The 19,067-nt window shown below is 63.1% G+C and carries 14 protein-coding genes and 1 pseudogene; 8 read left to right on the top strand and 7 right to left on the bottom strand.

The features are described 5' to 3' along the window. Nucleotides 1-90: 90 nt before the first annotated feature. The 3 genes from OH764_RS26905 to OH764_RS26895 form a co-directional block, all read right to left on the bottom strand. Nucleotides 91-864 carry a slipin family protein gene (locus OH764_RS26905; protein WP_498849179.1) on the bottom strand — a complete coding sequence of 258 codons (774 nt, stop codon included), beginning with the start codon at nucleotides 862-864 and terminating at the stop codon, nucleotides 91-93. A 204-nt stretch (nucleotides 865-1,068) separates the two neighbouring features. After that, entirely contained in the window at nucleotides 1,069-2,784 is a 1,716-nt protein-coding gene (locus tag OH764_RS26900; RefSeq protein WP_498849178.1) for an NfeD family protein, read from the bottom strand. An 81-nt stretch (nucleotides 2,785-2,865) separates the two neighbouring features. Further along, nucleotides 2,866-3,903 carry an AraC family transcriptional regulator gene (locus OH764_RS26895; RefSeq protein WP_498849177.1) on the bottom strand — a complete coding sequence of 346 codons (1,038 nt, stop codon included), beginning with the start codon at nucleotides 3,901-3,903 and terminating at the stop codon, nucleotides 2,866-2,868. Nucleotides 3,904-4,113: 210 nt separating this feature from the next. Between OH764_RS26895 and OH764_RS26890 the strand changes: the two genes are divergently transcribed. The 6 genes from OH764_RS26890 (at nucleotide 4,114) to OH764_RS26865 (ending at nucleotide 11,583) form a co-directional block, all read left to right on the top strand. Continuing rightward, entirely contained in the window at nucleotides 4,114-5,247 is a 1,134-nt protein-coding gene (locus OH764_RS26890; RefSeq protein ID WP_498849176.1) for an acyl-CoA dehydrogenase family protein, read from the top strand. 95 nt (nucleotides 5,248-5,342) lie between these two features. Next, on the top strand, nucleotides 5,343-7,046 hold the full coding sequence (locus tag OH764_RS26885; RefSeq protein ID WP_498849175.1) for an acyl-CoA synthetase family protein: 1,704 nt from the start codon (nucleotides 5,343-5,345) through the stop codon (nucleotides 7,044-7,046). A gap of 80 nt (nucleotides 7,047-7,126) precedes the next feature. Then, a complete protein-coding gene (locus tag OH764_RS26880) occupies nucleotides 7,127-8,635 on the top strand; it encodes a CoA-acylating methylmalonate-semialdehyde dehydrogenase (protein WP_498849174.1) in 1,509 nt (502 codons plus the stop codon). A 28-nt stretch (nucleotides 8,636-8,663) separates the two neighbouring features. Beyond that, on the top strand, nucleotides 8,664-9,593 hold the full coding sequence (gene mmsB, locus OH764_RS26875) for an HIBADH family dehydrogenase (protein ID WP_498849173.1): 930 nt from the start codon (nucleotides 8,664-8,666) through the stop codon (nucleotides 9,591-9,593). Continuing rightward, nucleotides 9,590-10,426, top strand: coding sequence for an enoyl-CoA hydratase (locus OH764_RS26870; protein WP_498849172.1), 837 nt, complete (start codon nucleotides 9,590-9,592; stop codon nucleotides 10,424-10,426). The genes mmsB and OH764_RS26870 overlap by 4 nt, the downstream gene beginning before the upstream one ends. Continuing rightward, a complete protein-coding gene (locus tag OH764_RS26865) occupies nucleotides 10,423-11,583 on the top strand; it encodes an enoyl-CoA hydratase/isomerase family protein (protein ID WP_498849171.1) in 1,161 nt (386 codons plus the stop codon). Before OH764_RS26870 ends, OH764_RS26865 begins: the two co-directional genes overlap by 4 nt. 37 nt (nucleotides 11,584-11,620) lie before the next feature. Here the strand turns inward: OH764_RS26865 and OH764_RS26860 are convergent, their stop codons facing one another. From OH764_RS26860 to OH764_RS26850, 3 genes are all read right to left on the bottom strand, one after another. After that, a complete protein-coding gene (locus OH764_RS26860) occupies nucleotides 11,621-12,883 on the bottom strand; it encodes an MFS transporter (RefSeq protein WP_498849170.1) in 1,263 nt (420 codons plus the stop codon). Nucleotides 12,884-12,968: 85 nt separating this feature from the next. Beyond that, a complete protein-coding gene (locus OH764_RS26855; RefSeq protein ID WP_498849169.1) occupies nucleotides 12,969-13,793 on the bottom strand; it encodes a siderophore-interacting protein in 825 nt (274 codons plus the stop codon). Between the two features lie 106 nt (nucleotides 13,794-13,899). Further along, entirely contained in the window at nucleotides 13,900-14,712 is an 813-nt protein-coding gene (locus OH764_RS26850) for a PadR family transcriptional regulator (RefSeq protein ID WP_498849168.1), read from the bottom strand. Between the two features lie 277 nt (nucleotides 14,713-14,989). Here OH764_RS26850 and OH764_RS26845 point away from each other — a divergent pair, with 277 nt between their 5' ends. Further along, complete coding sequence (locus OH764_RS26845) at nucleotides 14,990-17,410, top strand: two-partner secretion domain-containing protein (protein ID WP_498849167.1); 2,421 nt, start codon at nucleotides 14,990-14,992, stop codon at nucleotides 17,408-17,410. A gap of 537 nt (nucleotides 17,411-17,947) precedes the next feature. Here OH764_RS26845 and OH764_RS26840 read toward each other — a convergent pair. Continuing rightward, nucleotides 17,948-18,481 carry a GNAT family N-acetyltransferase gene (locus tag OH764_RS26840; RefSeq protein ID WP_498849166.1) on the bottom strand — a complete coding sequence of 178 codons (534 nt, stop codon included), beginning with the start codon at nucleotides 18,479-18,481 and terminating at the stop codon, nucleotides 17,948-17,950. Nucleotides 18,482-18,665: 184 nt separating this feature from the next. On the opposite strand from OH764_RS26840, the pseudogene OH764_RS26835 reads away from it, so the two are divergent. Further along, a pseudogene (locus OH764_RS26835) lies at nucleotides 18,666-18,962 on the top strand (DDE-type integrase/transposase/recombinase); the annotation flags it as partial. Nucleotides 18,963-19,067 lie beyond the last annotated feature (105 nt).

Genomic DNA, 19,067 nt, shown 5'->3' with positions numbered 1-19,067 from the left:
ACTCGAACATTGTAAATTTCGCACGTATCCGGGATAAGGCGTTGCGAGGCAGTGCACCGTTCATCCGACGAGCGAAAGTGGTGTTCGGGATCAAGGTGACGGCGGTCTGGTGAGACGCTCGACCACAGCGTTCAGCAGATCGACCGGTAAAGGGAAAACGATGGTCGAGTTCTTGTCGGCGGCGATCGTGGTGAGGGTTTGCAGGTAGCGCAGCTGCATCGCCTGCGGCTCGCGCGCGAGCGTCTGTGCTGCTTGCAGCAGATGCTGCGACGCCTGCAATTCACCTTCCGCGTGAATCACCTTGGCGCGCCGTTCGCGCTCCGCTTCGGCCTGACGGGCAATCGCGCGGATCATGGTTTCGTTGATGTCGACATGTTTGATTTCGACGATCGCGACCTTGATGCCCCACGCGTCAGTCTGCGCATCGAGCACTTTCTGGATGTCGGCGTTCAGTTGTTCGCGGTCCGCGAGCAGTTCATCGAGTTCATGTTTGCCGAGCACTGCGCGTAGCGTTGTTTGCGATAGCTGGCTGGTCGCCTCGAAATAGCGTGCCACCTGGATCACGGCTTTTTCCGGATCGACGACGCGAAAGTACACGACGGCGTTGACCTTCACCGAGACGTTGTCGCGCGTGATGACATCCTGCGGCGGCACGTCGAATACGACGGTGCGCAGATCAATGCGCACGACCTGCTGGACGACGGGAATGATAAGCACGAGCCCCGGCCCTTTGACTTTCCAGAAACGGCCGAGCATGAACACGACGCCGCGTTCGTACTCGCGAAAGATTCTGATTGACGAAGCGATGAGCGCGGCCGCCATCAGGATCAGAATGCTGGTGAAACCAAAAGTAAACCCAATCATGAACTGTCTCCTGTGTCGACCAGAGTTAGCGCTTCAGCGCTTACTCTGGTCCCATGCAAAGCGGTCGACCAGAGTTAGCGCTTCAGCGCTTACTCTGGTCCCATGCAAAGCGGTCGACCAGAGTTAGCGCTTCAGCGCTTACTCTGGTCCCATGCAGAGCGGTCGACCAGAGTTAGCGCTTCAGCCCATCACCCCCATCCCACATCACCCCATTCCCGCGCGAGCCCTTTGCTCCACCATGCCCTCGACTGGCGCCACGGGCACAACCGTTAGCGTCAGCCCATTACGCGCGGTAACGCGCACCGCCTGGCCCGCCGCGACGGGAACCGCGCTCGACACCTGCCAGCGCTCGCCCTTGACCTGCGCCCAGCCGGCGGCCATGCCATTGGCCGCAGCGGAGCCAACAGGCAGACCGCCTTCGAGCACGACGCCCACGCTGCCGATCAACCCTTCCGAACCGGTCACGACCGGCCTGCGCCGCGCGCGCAGCGCGAGCCTCGACACGCCAAGCACGAACACCACGCTGAATACGACGACGGCGGCAATCATCGGCAACGGGATGCCGTAACCGGGCACATCGGTGTCCATCAACATCAACGCGCCGATCACGAACGCGACGATCCCGCCGAAGCCAAGCGAACCGAACGTCGGCAGGAACGCCTCGCCAATCAGAAACGCAATGCCGAGAAAGATCAAACCGAGGCCGACGTAGCTGATCGGCAGCATCTGCATGGCAAACAGACCGATCAGCAAGCTGATTGCGCCGACTACGCCCGGCAGCACGAAGCCAGGATTGGCAAACTCGAAGAAGAGGCCGTACATGCCTAGCATCAGCAACATCAGCGCGACGTTCGGATCGGTGATCACCGCGAGGAAATGGCTGCGCCAGTCGGCTTCGAGCATTACGACGGGGGCCTGGGCTGTCGCGAGCTTGACGTTGCCGGTGCTCGTCGTGACAGTGCGGCCATCGAGCTGGCGCAGCAGATCCGGCACATCGCGCGCGTTCAGATCCACGACATGTTGCGCGAGCGCGTCGCTAGCGCTCAGGCTCACCGCTTCGCGCACCGCGCGTTCGGCCCAATCGGCGTTGCGCCCGCGCATTTGCGCGAGGCCGCGGATGTAGGCAGCGGCGTCGTGGACCTGCTTGCGCAGTTCTGTCGATTGAGTGTCGAGCGGGAGCGCGCTTGCGCCGCTGGTAGCGGCGTCACTCGCCGCGCCGCGCGAAGCGTTGCCGGAAGCGCCGGCGGATGCAGTGCCGGAAGCAGCCCCCGCTGAACTGGCCGGCGCCTTCGGCTCCCGGTCGTCAGTACCGGGCAAGCCGGGCAGTCCCGGCTTTTCGCGGCCTGGCGGCTCCGCGCCGCCAATGCCCATCTGGATCGGCGTCGCCGCACCGAGATTGGTGCCCGGCGCCATCGCCGCAATGTGGCTTGCATAGACGATGTAGGTGCCTGCGCTCGCCGCCCGCGCGCCACTCGGGGCGATGAACGTCGCGACCGGAACCGGCGAGCCGAGTATTGCCTTGATGATCTGCCGCATGGACGTATCGAGCCCGCCCGGCGTATCCAGTTGCAGCACCGCGAGCTGAGCGTGGTCGTCGGCGGCGCGCTGCAGGCTGCGCACGATGAAGTCGGCGCTTGCGGGACCGATCGCGCCGCTCATCGGAATCACGACGACGCTGTTGGGCGCATGCCCGGTGGCGGCCTGTGTAGTGACCGGCGCTGCCTGGGCTGCGGGCGCGAACGAGTATTCGCATGACGCGAACAGCAAGCCACTTACGAACGCAACCGCGATCCCGAATACGAACGCCAAAAGCATCCCGCGCGCGGTCATGCCGCGCATGAGCGGGCGCACAACACCGCCGTGGATAAACGGCCGATGCGCGCCGGATTGCCGGAACGGGCGACGCGGATACGTGCTCATCGCTAAGGGCGCCGCGCGCCGTCGACGGGTATCGACCGGCGCGGGCCGACACTCCAGTAAGACTGGCCTGCTGCTTACAGCTTAGTCCGATTCCAGGCGCCGCGTGAAGTCCGCACGCACCGGCCGGTAGTCGGTGGGCCGCATGCCTGTCCATTTGCGGAATGCGCGATGAAATGCGCTCGGCTCGGCGAAGCCTACCGATGCGGCGATGTCCGCGATCGTGCGCCCGGATTGCTGCAGTTCGCCGATTGCAATGTCGCGGCGCAGGTCGTCCTTGATCGACTGATAGGTATGACCCTCCTGTTTCAGCCGCCGCCGCATCGTCGCCTCGGCGACGTGCAGGCGCGCGGCCATCTGGTCAGCTGCGGGCCAGTTCATCATGGGCAGCGCGCGCAGCGTCTTGCGAACGCGCGCCGCGAAGGAGCCGGGATTACGGTATTTGACGATGAAGCTTGCCGGCGCGTCTCTCAGGAACGGCTTGGCCGACTTGGCCGTCTGGATCACGGGTAGGTCGGCGAACACCGGTGACAGATCCACGTACGACTCCGGTTGCCCGAATGCCATGTCGTCGCAGAACATGAGCCGGTACTCGTGCGCGGCGGGAGGCTCCGCGCAGCGAAAGCGCGCCTCGATCAATGGTATGCGGCGTCCGACGAGCCAGCACAAGAGCCCGTAGACGACGATGAAATACGTCGCGTAAGCGAACATCGTCGGCGGCTTTGCGCCTTTGCGTTCGACGAAGCGCAGTCGCACGTGCTGGGCGTCCGTCTCGATGCACGTGCCCAGGTCGTCCAGCACGAGCCGCATGAAGCCAACCGCTCGCGCCAGCGCCTGCGCGCCGTTGCGCGCCGTGAGCGCCGTCTGCGTCATCGCGATGAAGCTGCCGCATTTCATGCGATGCGAGTCCTGACCGAAGAACTCGTCGTCGAGCGCGCGTGCTATGCCCGCCCACAGCGCGCCGTATTGCGCGGACGACACGCGGCTTTTCGGCGATGCCAGCATGGGCGCGGCGATGCCCGCAGCTTCGGCGAGCGGGAGCGCATCGAAACCGCATGCCCTGGCAAGCGCGAGTGTTTCCTCGACGAGACTTACGGAGATCGTGCCTTTATCGGTCTTCATCGGCGTTTGTTCACAAGCGGGCAAGAGTGGCAATCGCGCTCAACGTTTTCCCTATGGTGAATCAACAGGGGACGAGAGAGCGGCCGCGTGGGCAGCACTACATCGTACCAGTATGGCAAATGCGCTCACACACAATGATCGGGCTGAGCATCGAAGCCGGCGGGTCGCTTGCCTACACTTGCCTCGAACGCAAGCAAAGGACTCGGACCCATGGACAGCTTCTACACCGAAGAACAACGCATGATCCGCGACGCAGCGCGCGACTTCGCGACCGAGCGCCTCGCGCCGAACGCTGCCCAATGGGATCGCGACGCGCAACTCCCGGCGGACGTGGTCAGGCAAATGGGCGATCTGGGCTTTCTCGGCATGATCGTGCCGTCGCAGTGGGGCGGCTCGTACACCGACTACGTGGCCTACGCGCTCGCCCTGGAAGAAATCGCCGCGGGCTGCGCCGCGTGTGCGACGCTGATGAGCGTGCATAACTCGGTCGGCTGCGGGCCGATCCTGAACTTCGGCAGCGACGCGCAAAAAGACCGCTATTTGCACGACCTTGCGACCGGACGGCGCATCGGCGCGTTCTGCCTGACCGAGCCGCAGGCGGGCTCCGAAGCGAACAATCTGCGCTCGCGAGCGGTGCTACGGGACGGCAAATGGATACTCAACGGCAGCAAGCAGTTCGTGACCAACGGCGCGCGAGCCGACATCGCGATCGTATTCGCGGTCACGGATCCCGACCGCGGCAAGCGTGGCCTGTCCGCGTTCATCGTGCCGACGGATACGCCGGGATTCAACGTCGGCAAGCCGGAACACAAGCTCGGCATTCGCGCCTCCGACACGTGTCCGATTTCACTCGACGACTGCGCGGTGCCGCAAGCGAATCTGCTCGGCGAACCGGGCGAGGGCTTGCGCATCGCGCTGTCGAATCTCGAAGGCGGGCGCATCGGCATCGCCGCGCAAGCCGTGGGTATTGCGCGAGCCGCGTTCGACGCCGCGCGAGCCTATGCGAGCGAGCGCATGCAATTCGGCAAGGCGCTGAAGGACCACCAGACCATCGCGAACATGCTCGCCGACATGGCCACGCGCCTGAACGCCGCCCGTCTGCTCGTGCATCATGCGGCGCGCCTGCGCTCGGCGGGCGAGCCGTGCCTGTCGGAGGCATCGCAGGCGAAACTGTTCGCGTCCGAGGTCGCAGAAGAGGTCTGCTCGAACGCGATCCAGATTCACGGCGGCTATGGCTATCTGGAGGATTACGCGGTGGAGCGCCACTACCGCGACGCCCGCATCACGCAGATTTATGAAGGCACCAGCGAAGTGCAGCGCATGGTGATCGCGCGTCACGTTTGAACGCTGTGCGAACGGCGTTTGAGCGCAAAATAGCTTGCGGATAAAACTAAACCCGAGCAAACGCGGATTCATACCGCGCCCATCAGGAGACGACCATGACTGCAGCGAAAGCCTTTTTCGACGCGCGTGACCTGTTATTGCGCCATCGAACCGATTACGAGCGCGCTTACCGCGAATTCGCATGGCCCGCGTTGGAACAGTTCAACTGGGCACTCGATTACTTCGACGTCATCGCACGCGACAACGACAACACCGCGCTGTGGATCGTCGACGACCCGGCCAGCGAAGGGCTGCGTCTCTCGTATGCGCAAATGTCGGAGCGCTCAGCGCGCATGGCAAACTTCCTGCGCAGCGTCGGAGTGAAACGCGGTGACCGCGTGCTGCTGATGCTGCCGAATCGCGTCGAACTGTGGGACGTGATGCTCGCCGCAATGAAGCTCGGCGCGATCGTGCTGCCGGCCACGACCCAGCTTTCCGCCGACGACGTGCGCGACCGCGTGCAGATCGGCGGCGCGAACTTCGTGGTGGTCGACAGCGCGGAGCTATCCAAATTCGATTCGCTCGACGTGCCGTTGACGCGTCTCTCAGTGGGCACACCGCGCGACGGCTGGATCGATCTTGCGGCGGCGTATGACGCATCGCCGCAATTCACGCCCGACGGTGTGACGCGTGCCACCGATCCGCTGCTGCTTTATTTCACGTCCGGTACGACGTCCAAGCCGAAGCTCGTGGAGCATACGCATCAAAGCTATCCAGTCGGCCACCTGTCGACGATGTACTGGATCGGCCTGCAACCGGGCGACATCCATTGGAATATCAGTTCGCCTGGCTGGGCCAAGCACGCGTGGAGCTGCTTCTTCGCGCCGTGGAATGCGCAGGCCTGTGTATTCGTTTTCAACTTTGCGCGCTTCGTGCCGAAAGACACGCTAGATGTGCTGGTGCGCTTCAACGTCACGACGGTGTGCGCGCCGCCCACCGTGTGGCGCATGCTCGTGCAGGAGCACCTTACCGATTATCCGGTGAAGCTGCGTGAAATCGTCGGCGCGGGCGAGCCGTTGAATCCGGAGATCATCGAGCGCGTGAAGCACGCTTGGGGCATTACGATTCGCGACGGTTTCGGGCAGACCGAGACCACTTGCCAGATCGGCAATTCGCCGGGGCAACCGGTCGTTGCGGGTTCGATGGGCCGTCCGTTGCCGGGCTACAGAATCGAGTTGCTCGACGCCGACGATCAACCGGTGACCGAAGGCGAGATCGCGTTGCCGATTGGACCCGATGGCAAGCAGCGGCCCCTCGGTCTGATGACAGGCTATGCGAACAGCGAGCAAGCGACCGCGCAAGCCATGCGCAACGGCTTTTACCGCACGTCAGATGTGGCGCTGCGCCGCGAGGACGGCTACTACGTGTATGTCGGTCGTGCAGACGACGTCTTCAAATCGTCCGATTACCGGTTGAGCCCGTTCGAACTCGAAAGCGTGCTGATCGAACACGAGGCTATCGGCGAGGCGGCTGTCGTGCCGAGCGCCGATGCGCTGCGCCTGTCGGTGCCCAAGGCATTCGTCACGGTGCGCCACGGCTATCAGGCGGGGCCTGAGCTCGCGCGCGCCGTGTTTGCGTTCTCGCGCGAAAAACTCGCACCGTATAAGCGTATTCGCCGTCTGCAGTTCAGCGAGTTGCCGAAGACCATCTCCGGAAAGATTCGCCGCGTCGAGTTGCGGCGCCGTGAAATGGAGCGTCAGCCGGAACCGGCGCGCTTGCCGGACGAGTACTGGGAGGAAGATTTCCCGGACCTGCGCTGAGCCGCGCAGAGCGTTACCGAACATTTTCTGTTTTCAGTCACTGTCCGGCCGTCACGCGGCCAACGCACAGGAGTTTCAGCATGAGCGCAATTGCTTCGAATACCGTCAAGCTGCTGATCAACGGCGAGTTCGTCGAATCCAGGACGACCGAATGGCGCGACGTCGTCAACCCGGCGACGCAACAGATGCTCGCGCGCGTTCCGTTCGCTACCGCCGGTGAAGTCGACGAAGCGATCCGCTCGGCGCATGCCGCGTTCAAAACGTGGAAGGACACGCCGATCGGCGCGCGCATGCGCATCATGCTCAAGTACCAGGCGTTGATTCGCGAACACATGCCGCGTATCGCGAAGACGTTGAGCGCCGAGCAGGGCAAAACGATTCCCGATGCAGAAGGCGACATCTTCCGCGGACTCGAAGTGGTCGAACATGCCTGTTCTATCGGCACCTTGCAGCAAGGCGAATTCGCGGAAAACGTCGCGGGTGGAGTCGACACCTACACGCTGCGCCAGCCGCTCGGCGTGTGTGCCGGCATCACGCCGTTCAACTTCCCCGCGATGATCCCGCTGTGGATGTTCCCGATGGCGATCGTATGCGGCAATACGTTCGTGCTGAAGCCTTCTGAGCAGGATCCCATGTCGACAATGCAGCTGGTCGAACTCGCGCTGGAGGCGGGCGTGCCGAAAGGCGTGCTGAACGTGGTGCACGGCGGCAAGGACGTGGTCGATGCACTCTGCACGCACGAACTGGTAAAAGCGGTCTCGTTCGTCGGCTCGACGGCGGTCGGCACACATGTGTACCGCCTCGGCAGCGAACACGGCAAACGCGTGCAATCGATGATGGGCGCTAAGAATCATGCCGTCGTGCTGCCCGACGCAAACCGCGAGCAGACCTTGAATGCGCTTGCGGGTGCGGGCTTTGGCGCGGCCGGGCAGCGCTGCATGGCGACTTCGGTGGTGGTGCTGGTGGGCGCCGCGCAGCAATGGCTGCCGGACCTCGTCGCCAAGGCGAAGACGCTGAAGGTGAACGCCGGTAACGAGCCGAACACCGATATCGGCCCCGTTGTCTCGCGCGCGGCGAAAGAGCGCATTCTCGGCTTGATCGAAGCCGGTGTGAAAGAGGGCGCTACGCTCGCACTCGACGGTCGCGACGTGACGGTGCCCGGCTACGAGCAAGGCAATTTTATTGGCCCGACGATTTTCGCGGACGTCAGCACGGAAATGGAGATCTATCGCACGGAGATTTTCGGGCCGGTCCTGCTCGTGCTGAACGCGGCGACGCTCGACGACGCGATCGCGCTAGTCAACAGCAATCCGTTCGGCAATGGCGTCGGCCTCTTCACGCAGAGCGGCGCGGCGGCGCGCAAGTTCCAGAGCGAAATCGACGTGGGCCAGGTCGGCATCAACATTCCGATTCCGGTGCCGGTGCCGTTCTTCAGCTTTACAGGTTCGCGCGGCTCGAAGCTCGGCGACCTCGGCCCCTATGGCAAGCAGGTCGTGCAGTTCTACACGCAGACCAAGACCGTCACGGCGCGCTGGTTCGACGACGACACGGTCAACGACGGCGTGAACACGACCATCAGCCTGCGCTAAACGACGCCGCGACAACGGAGACGAGATCATGAAAATAGGCTTTATCGGGCTCGGCAACATGGGCGCGCCGATGGCGCACAACCTGCTGAAGGCCGGCCACGCGGTAAACGTATTCGACCTCAATGCGCAAGCGGTGCAGGCGCTCGGCGACGCGGGCGCTCACGCTGCCGCTTCGCCGAAAGCGGCGGTGGCCGACGTCGAATGCGTAATCACGATGCTGCCTGCGGCAGCGCATGTGCGCAGCGTGCTGACCGCGGACGACGGCGTGTTGGCCGGCATCCCGCAAGGCGTGACCATTGTCGATTCGAGCACGATCGATCCGGCAAGTGTGAAGGCGTTTGCCGAACTCGCGCAGCAACGGGGCAACACGTTTGTCGATGCGCCCGTGTCGGGCGGAACCGGCGGTGCGGCTGCGGGCACGTTGACGTTCATGGTCGGCGGCAGTGCCAGTGCGTACGAGAAGGTCAAGCCGGTGTTGTCGGCGATGGGCAGGAACATCGTGCATTGCGGCGATACCGGCACCGGCCAGATCGCGAAGATCTGCAACAACCTCGTGCTCGGCATCACGATGGCCGGCGTGGCGGAAGCCATGTCGCTGGGTGAAGCGCTCGGCATCGACGTGAAAGTGCTGGCCGGTATTATCAATACGTCGACCGGGCGGTGCTGGAGCTCCGACACGTATAACCCGATGCCCGGCGTAATCGATAGTGCGCCGTCGTCGCGGGAATACAGCGGTGGCTTCGGCACCGATCTGATGCTGAAAGATCTCGGGCTAGCCGCCGACGCCGCCAGGTTCGCGCGTCAACCGGTCTATCTCGGCGCACTCGCGCAGCAGCTTTATCAAACGATGAGCGCAAAAGGCGCGGGTCGTCTGGACTTTTCCGCAGTCATCAAGCTCTATCGTCGCGAGACAGCAGAAAGCACCGCCAAAGCCAGCGGTAATGGAGATGCGCGATGATCGAACTCGACTACGCATATGAGGGCGCCGTCGCGCAACTCACGCTGAAGCGTCCCCCTGCGAACGCATTCACACCTGACGGTCTGTTGCAATTGCAGCAGACGGTAGAGCGCCTGAACGGCGAGAGTCGTGTCCGCGCAATAGTCATTACCGGCGAAGGTCCGAAGTTCTTCAGTGCGGGGGCCGATCTCAACGCTTTCGCCGACGGCAATCGCGAAATGGCGCGCGTCGCGGCAACGCGCTTCGGCGCGGCCTTTGAAGCGTTGCAGAATGCGCGGCCCGTGGTGATCGCCGCGATCAATGGCTTTGCGATGGGCGGCGGGTTGGAATGCGCGTTGGCGTGCGACATACGCATCGCCGAACAGCACGCGGTGATGGCGCTGCCCGAAACCGCAGTTGGCCTGTTGCCTTGCGGTTGCGGAACGCAAACGCTGCCGTGGCTCGTCGGCGAAGGCTGGGCGAAACGCATGATTCTCACGGGCGAACGCGTGGATGCAGCGACCGCGCTGCGCATCGGTTTGGTTGAAGAAGTCGTGGAGAAGGGTGCCGCGCGCGAGGCTGCGTTGAGCATGGCGGCGCGCGTCGCGACACTGAGCCCGCAGGCAGTCGGCTTCAGCAAGACACTGATTCATCAGGCGCGCAATGGCGTGCCGCGCTCAGCCGCGCTTGCACTGGAGCGCGAGCGCTTTGTCGATCTGTTTGACGGTGCCGATCAGCGCGAGGGCGTCAATGCGTTCCTCGAAAAACGCACGCCGCGCTGGCAGATCGCGCAAGGCGAACCCGCAACGAGTTCGACGCACGCAGCGCACGCTCACGGGGAGACGCAACGATGAGCGCCTTGCAGAGCGTCGTGCGCGAGAACGCGTCCGTTACAGGCGGCGAAGCTCAACGAGAAATCCAGTTTCGCGTGATCAACCGTGTCGCGGTCATCACGCTGAACCGGCCGGCCGCGCTCAACGCGCTGTCGCACGCGATGATTCGCGAGCTCGCGGTGCTCGTCGAGCATTGCCGCAACGACGACAGCATTGTCGCGATTGCTTTGAAAGGGGCTGGAAACAAGGGCTTTTGTGCGGGCGGCGATGTGCGCGAAGTGCACCGGCTCGCCACAAACGGCGACGGCCGCTGGCTGGCGTTTTTCGTCGACGAATACCGGCTCGATTACGCACTGCACACTTTTCCGAAGCCGGTGGTGGCAATACTCGACGGTATCGCGATGGGCGGCGGCATGGGCCTCGGACAGGCGGCGCGTTTGCGCGTCGTCACCGAGCGCAGCAAGATTGCGATGCCGGAGACGCGCATCGGCTTCCTGCCGGACGTCGGCGCAACGCGTTTTCTGAGCGTGATGCCCGCGGAACTCGAGTTGTACGTGGGCCTGACGGGCGCGACGTTGTCCGGTGCCGATGCGTTGCGGCTGCAACTGGCCGATCAATGTGTGCCGGCCGACTGGCTGGCTTCGTGCGAACAGCGATTGCAGCACATGTCGCACGAGGGCGATCTGATGAGCGCATTGCGCGGGGTCGTCGAGCCGCCGTGCAACATCGTGCCGCACGCGGCGATCACGCCATTCACGCAACTGATCCAGCGGCACTTCGACCGGCGTTCCGGCGTCGACAGAATCATGGCTACGTTGCGGCAGGATCTCGAACGCGACCCGCCGCGGGAAGTCAGGCAGTGGCTACAGTCCACTTACGACGCGCTCGCCGCGCATTCACCCACCATGCTTTACGTCACACGTGAGGCGCTGTTGCGTGGCCGGCAGATGACGCTCGCCGAGTGTTTCCGGATGGAACTGGGCATCGTGAAGCGCGCAATCGAGGAGGGCGACTTCTGCGAAGGCGTGCGCGCGCAGCTGATCGATAAAGATCGCAAAGGACGCTGGGCGCCTGCCACGCTCGCAGAAGTGCGGCCCGAGCGTGTCAGGCACTTTCTGAGTTCGCCGTGGAAGCAGGAGGCGCATCCGTTGGCGGATCTCGGCGCGGAACCGGTCTGATGACCGCGCCGGGGCCGTGCGGTAGGGGCCGTGAGTCTCAGCTTTCGCTGACGACCTCACTGTGGACGACCGCGGGTGCCGGTGTGGCGCTATCGCTCTGAGCGCCTCGAACTCGCGAAACCCACAGAATGCCGGTAAGCGCGACGGCGACCGACACCCATCCAACGGTTCCATAGCCGACTATCTTGCCGGCGGACGAACTACCGAGCATGAGACCGCCGATCCAAGCGCCGCATCCTGTGCCGAGCGCCTGGAGCGCGCTATTTGCGCTGAGAAACGCGCCGCGTCGATCAGGCTGCGGCACGGTGGTCAAGAGGGCCTGCATCGGCACCATTCGCCCCGACATCAGCACCATGAAAACCGGGAAGAACAGAAGCAGCGCATAGAACGGCAGGTCCGGCAGGTGAGTGACGAAAAGGACTGGCAGACAGGCAAGCAGCGCCGTGATACGGAAGACGCGCCGTGCACCGAACCGGTCTGCGAGCCTGCCGACCCGTCGCGAGGTGAAGAACGTTGCTGCTCCACCGGCCATATATAGCCACGACAGTTGCTCGGGCGACACGCCGTGATTTGCAACGAGCACCGGCGAAATGAACGGGATGACCAGCATATGCGCGACCATCATCACGAAGGTCAGTGCAAAGGCGGCCATATGCCGCGGGTTGCCGAGAAGCTGCATCAGATCGGGCAGTATTTCGGCGAGCGGCGGTTGGCGCCGGCTGAGATGTCCGGCCAGCGACGGCACCAGTTGCCAGCCCGCCACCCACACGGCGAATGACAGCCCGACCAGCAGGAAGAACGGCGCGGCCCAACTGAAATGCGCGCCAAGCATCACGCCGGCCGGCACGCCGGCGATTGCGGCGAGAGAAAAGGCCGTCATGATCGTGCCCGTTGCGGCGCCGCGTCGTTGCACAGGAATCACGTCGGCGACGATCGCCATGATCACCGATGCCAGTACGCCCCCCGTGATCCCTGCGAAAGCCCGCGCGGCGAGCAGCAACGTAAAACTGCTCGCCAGCGCACACGCGAGATTCGACATCGCGAACAGCGCATACATGGTGAGCAGCAGACGGCGTCTGTCGAAGCGGTCGATGTAGGTGGCCGCGAAAAGCCCAGATAGGCCCGAGCACCACGAATACGCCGACACCGCGGTGGCGAAGCCGGCCGGCGCAATGCCGAACGCGTGCATGATCTGTGGACCGAGCGGCATCATCACCATGAAGTCCATGATGATGGTGAACTGGGTCAGCGCAAGCAGCCAGAGCAAACGGCGCTCATGCTTTGCGTCAATTGAATACATTGGCAAGATTCCTTGTTGTTGTTATAAGCGCGCCGCTTGCACGCGTCTGGCCGCCCATCGCATAAGCCGGATGCTCGTACGGCGCTCAGTCGTCGATCGTTTCATGCACGGCCGCCGCGCCCTGCTTCCAGTAGCTCGCCGCGCGAATACGCGCTTTGTCCACGCCACGCTCCGTGCACAGGTGATGACGAATCGCGCGGATGGTCGCCGACTCGCCCGCAGCCCACACGTAGCCTTCGCCGTCTTCGGGCAGATACATTTCGCGGACCGCTTGCAGCAAAGCCTCGCCGCGAGAGCCGGCTTCGCTGCGATAACGCCACACCAGATGCAACTCGGCCTGAGTCTCGAACTCGATGCGAGCCGAGGGGTCGGCCACTTCGATCACGGCGGCCACGCGCTTGCCGGCCGGCAGTTCCCCGAGTCGGCGCGCGATTGCGGGCAGCGCGGTGTCGTCGCCGATCAGCAAATGCCAGTCGAAAGCCGCGGGGATCACGAGTGAGCCACGCGGCCCGCCGATGCCGAGATACTGCCCGACCTGCGCTTGTGCAGCCCATGTGGCTGCCGGGCCGGCTTCGTGCATGGCGAATTCGATGTCGAGTTCATGTGCCTCGCGATCGAAGCGGCGCGGCGTGAAGTCGCGTGCGGTGGGGCGCCGCCCTTCGGGAAACACCGGACCGTCGGGGCCGGCTTCCGGCAGCACGGGTTTGTCCGCGCCCGGTTCGGGGAAGAACACCTTGATGTGATCGTCGAACGAAGCGGACACGAAGTCGTGCAAGTCTTCGCCGGTGAAGGTCACGCGGATCAGGTGCGGTGTCAGTGCCTGCACTTTGCTGACTTGCAGCAGGCGGAATTTGAGCGGGTGCCGCACGCGATGCACGGCGAGGTCGGGTCGGTTTTCTGAAGTCGTCATTGAGCTGGTCCGATGCAAAGCGATGGGTTCGGTGAGTCGCGTACCGCGCGTTAGCGCGGCGTGCGTGGGATGAAGAGCCGGGCGTGACACGCCGGCGTTCGCGATGTCACGCCGTGGATGCGTCGTCGCTATGACCGCTGCCCGGATTGCGCCCGCCTTCGATCTCCTTCACCGCGCGCATCAGGATCGCGGCAATGCGGCGCTGTTCGTCGGCCGGCGCATTGTCACGACGCAGCAGCGCATTTTTCAGCGCGCGGCGCGCTTCGTTCAACTCGGGCGCCCAACCGCCTTCGCTGATGTCGGCCGGCTCTTCACCGGCAAACGCGCGACGCACCGAATCCATCTTGCGCGCGATGTGGCTGAGCTTCGCGAGCATCAGCTCGACGCGGTCGCGGTTGGCCGCGAGATAGTCGCGCCCCGCCTGCGCCAGTTCATAGCGCTTGCGATTGCCTTCGAGTTGTACGGTGACGTAGCCGAGTTCTTCCAGGTACGTGAGCGCCGGATAGACCATGCCGGGGCTCGGACTATAAAAGCCGTTCGAGCGTGTTTCCAGCGCCTTGATGAGTTCGTAACCGTGGCTCGGTTGCGCGTCGATCAGCGAGAGCAACAGCAGTTGCAGATCGTCGGAACTGAATTTACGGCCGCGCGGAAACCCGTCGCCTTCGCCGCCGAACCCGCCTGGCCCGCCGCCGAAATGCCCGCGCCCGCCGCGGTGGTCATGGTGGCGTCCAATCGCATGCCAGAGCGCATGGGGCGAGAAACGATGGCCCGCATCGGCGTGTTCGCCGGGACCCCGGCCGTGAGCTTCATGATCATGGCCGAACGCATGCCACCAAGCGTGCAGCAACCGGCGCTCGAAACCCGCGCCGAAAGGATAGTCCCCGCCGTGCGGGCGGCCTGAACGATGATGATGACGCATCTCGCACACTCCATTTGTGTCTTAAGATGTGTCGTAAGATATATATCTAAAGATAGTTTGTCAAATTTTTGGGGGAGGTCTTATCGGGGCGCAACAAAAGTCTGCGGCATTTAACAAATCGACGTCCAGCATTCCCCTTGGGCGTTGATTCGTTTGACATACGTCAACCAGACTGTTCGGCGCTCGACTATCTTTCAGACGCCGCGACTCACGTGTTTCCGGTCGGCTCTGCGGGGTCATTGGCACCATTCCGCGCCCCGCGCGGAAAGGGGGATGTATGTCACGTCCAAAACTACCTCGGCCCGCGCGACGCCCACTCCTTCGTGGGCAAGCAAACGGACGCCTGTGGCTCGCCGTCGGTATTTCGTTCATCGGGTTGTCCTTTTCCGCTGCGACGCTCGCGGCGGGCGTCCTTCCACAAGGCGGCACTTACGTGGCCGGCTCGGGCGCGATAGCAAGCCAGGGCAACGGGCTCGTGATCACGCAACCGGGTTCGACGCGCGGCGTGATCGAGTGGAACAGTTTTTCGATTGGCAGGAACAACAGCGTGACGTTTGACAACGGCACGGGCGCGACGCTCAACCGGGTGACGGGGAGCTCGCCGTCCGCCATCCTCGGCCGGCTTAGTGCCACGGGCAGCCTCTATCTGATCAATCCGCAGGGCATCGTCGTGGGGCCGTCGGGCGCGGTGACAACCGGGGGACGATTCGTCGCGTCCACGCTGGATGCCTGCAACGACGCCTTCATGAAAGGCAGCGACGCGCTCACGCTGTCGGGCGACTCGGATGCAAGCGTGATCAACCTTGGCAAGATCAGTTCGAGCGGCGGCGATGTGTTCCTGATTGCGCGACACGCCGTCATCAACGCCGGCACCGTGGCAGCGCCCAACGGCACGGCGGAACTGGCCGCAGGCGGGCAGGTGCTGTTGCAGGATTCGACGAGCAGCCGGCAGGTGTTCGTGCAGACGGGCAGTCAGGGTACGGTCGTCAACAAGGGACGGATAACCGCCGCGCAGATCAGCCTGCAGTCCGCCGACGGCAACGTGTATGCCCTCGCGGGCGGCGGCACGCGCATCCGTGCAACCGGCACGGCAAGCCGCGACGGGCACGTCTGGCTCGTTGCCGACAGCGGCCGTATCGACCAGTCCGGCAAGATTGCCGCGAGCAACGCAGACGGCAGCGGGGGAGCCGTCGATACGCAGGCGGCGCAACTGGCGTTCGGCAGGCACGCAGTGGTTCAAGCGGGACAATGGAATCTGTCGACGCCCGAGTTCACGATTGATGATGCCGCCGCGCATGCGTTGCAGCGCAGCCTGAACGCGGGCACGTCGGTCGACCTGACCACGACGGGAACCAACGGTGCAACGGGTGACCTCGGCGTCGCGTCGAGCCTGCGCTGGTCCGGTCCGGCTTCGCTTACGCTCGCCGCGTACCACAACGTCTCCGTGACGACGGATGCGACTATCACCAACAATGGTGCGGGCAATCTGACCTTGCGCGCCGACGCATCAGGCCTCAATAACGGCGGCAGCGTCGCAAACAATGGCACGCTGGACTGGTCAGCGAGCACTGGCGCGGTCAGCGCCTTCTACGACATGAACGGCACATACGTCGCCGGCGCGCAGCGGCGCAACCCGGCTTGGGCGGCGGCCGACTTCAGCGGATTGCTGACGCAGATCACCAGCTACAAACTCGTCAATTCCCTGACCGATCTGACAAGCGTCGCGAGCGACCCCGCCGGCAACTATGCGCTGGGCAGGAACATCGATGCCGGTGCGACGCTATTTGAGACGATCGGGTCGATAAATTTGCCGTTCACTGGGCAGTTCGATGGCGCAGGTCACACCATCACCAATCTTACCCTTGGTGCAGTTCGCGGGGACCATGGAGAACAAGGTTCGGTGATGGGTGCGTGGGGCTTGTTCGGTGTTATCGGCACAGGAGGAATTGTTCGTAACCTGACCGTTGTCGGAAGCGCTACGAGGAGTACTTCTGTTATCGAGTTCGCCTCCTATGGCGTCCTGGCCGGCGTCAATTATGGAACGGTACTGTCTGACAGCACCGCCGGGTCGATCAACTTGATGACCGGTTTGAACGATGTCACGGATTCCGGTGGTCTGGTCGGATACAACTATGGCATCATCCAGCGGTCGTCGAGCAGCGTTACTGTCTCCGCGCAATACACCCTCGGCGGACTGGTGGGTAAAAATCTCGCGACTGGCCGTATCGTGCAGTCTTATGCCAGCGGTAACGTCACCGCCGGGCCCTATAGCGGCGGCGGTGGCGGCCTGGTGGGTAGCAACGAGGGATCAGTAACGCAATCGTATGCAACCGGTAGCGTCCGGTACATCGGAACCTGCCCCGGAGGAAACCCCTGCGGCAGCGCCGGCCTGGTACAGAGGAATTCGGGCGCTATCAGCGAGTCGTTCGCGGTCGGACCTGTGATCCAGAAGCCGGCGGGGATAGTGGCCTTCAACTCCGCCCCGATCTCAACTGACGTTTACTGGAATACAGAGACGACGCTCGCGCCAGTGGCTGTCCTCTCCGGACCGGGACTACCGGCCTCTAACGGCCTCACCACCGCGCAGATGAGTATGGCTTCATCGTTCGCTTCATACGACTTCGGTCCAAACGGCACGTGGGCAATGCCAGCCGGCGCAAGCCACCCCATCCTCCGATGGCAACTTGCCCATCCATGAGTGGACTTCACGGCTGGACGGCCCTTGCGGATAAGCCGAATTCCGATCCGCGTCGATCGCGCCAATCAGCATGCGGCGCTTGATGCGGTCGAATCCATCGGGCACATCATCGTACATGAAGGGCCAGGCAGCTCATGGTCAGGACGAACTCCGCGCTCCTGGGTTTAGCGGAAAGTCGTAGATCAAGGTTGCGGGCAACATTAATCGATGAGATTCGATCTCTTTCTCTCGGGCTGAACGGCGACAATCTGTTCTTCCAATTCGTCAACACCTGCTATGAGAAGTGCGAGATCATCTTCCCAACTTCGGCAAATGAGGAGCGCTCTTTGGCGACAGCGGGGTGGCGGCGCCTTTGCCCCGACGGACTGTTTTTTCTTCGGTACCAGTCTCGCGGCGAGCCGTCGACGCCCGAAAGCGTTTGCGTTCCGGAGGTCAATGGCCGCTTGCGGTTGCAGAACCGACGTCTCAACGTCTGTTCAAGAGTAGCGGCGAATGACACTTCCTGCCCGGCGGATGTCAGTTTGTGGGCCGAACCGCTTATACCTCGCGCATGACTGGCCGGCGAGGAATTCGGTAAACGACGGATATGTACTTTGGTGTCGCCCGGCTATCCACAATGACGCCGCCCAACGCTTCGGCGATGCGCCGGCTGGCGCGGTTCTGTTCGGCAACCGGATAGGTGAAACTGGCACAGCCAATGGTTCGCGTTGCCCAGTGTGCCACCAGGGTTACGGCCTCGCGACCAAAACCATTTCGATGACGATCTTCACGAATCCAGATGCCGAGTTCCGGGCTCTCGGTGCGTACGCGGTGAAGGCCGGTCAGCCCAAGGAAACTCCCGTCAGCGCGTTGCCGGATCGCAAATACATAGTCCGACCCGTCGTTTATCGACGGTATCCAGGACCGCCAAACTCCATCGAAGTCATGCCGGGATGCCGGCGGCTCCCACGCCATGTAACGGGTGAGCGAAGGGGTTATACATGAGAACGTGGCATCCGCGTCGTTGGCCGAGAACGGTTTGATCAAGAGCCGGGTTGATTCAATCTGGACTTCTGTCGGCCGCAGCAGCATCTCAGCTTTTCCATCGAAGGTTGTTTGCGGTCACCAATTGTCGACGAATCAGAAATGTGTGTCGAACGTCTCTTCATGGCCGACGGTTGCCTGACGTGCTTTGCGGCAGCCAACTCGTTTGAGCATTGAGATGTAACCTTCGGGTATGGCTCCCTGCATGATTGGTCGCATCTATCGCGACAGCGACACCGTGACGATCGACCGAAGCGGCGCCAATCTCGCCGCTCTCGAAGCGATCAATGCCGATCGTGAGGTGCCCATCAAGATCCGGCGGTCCAAATATCTCAACAGCCTGGTCGAGCAGGACCATCGGGCGATCAAGCGACGGACGCGACCAATGCTCGGTTTGAAGTCTTTTCGCTGTGCCCGGATCCTGCTCGCCGGAGTTGAGCTGATGCATATGATCGCAAAAGGACAGATGCAGTGTCCTCGCGGGCCGCATCGGTCGGACGCTGATCAATTCTACGACCTCGCAATATAAGCAGGACTTCGCATATCAATTTCGCTCGCTCGTTGAGCATTACCGCGACAAGCCCTTCCATCGCCTCCATCATTAGTGCTGGGATTCTTCGCACCGCGTGAGATG

It is taken from the genome of Burkholderia sp. M6-3 (assembly GCF_050858985.1).
Lineage (GTDB): Bacteria > Pseudomonadota > Gammaproteobacteria > Burkholderiales > Burkholderiaceae > Paraburkholderia > Paraburkholderia caledonica.
This window is presented reverse-complemented; position numbering and strand designations above follow the sequence as displayed.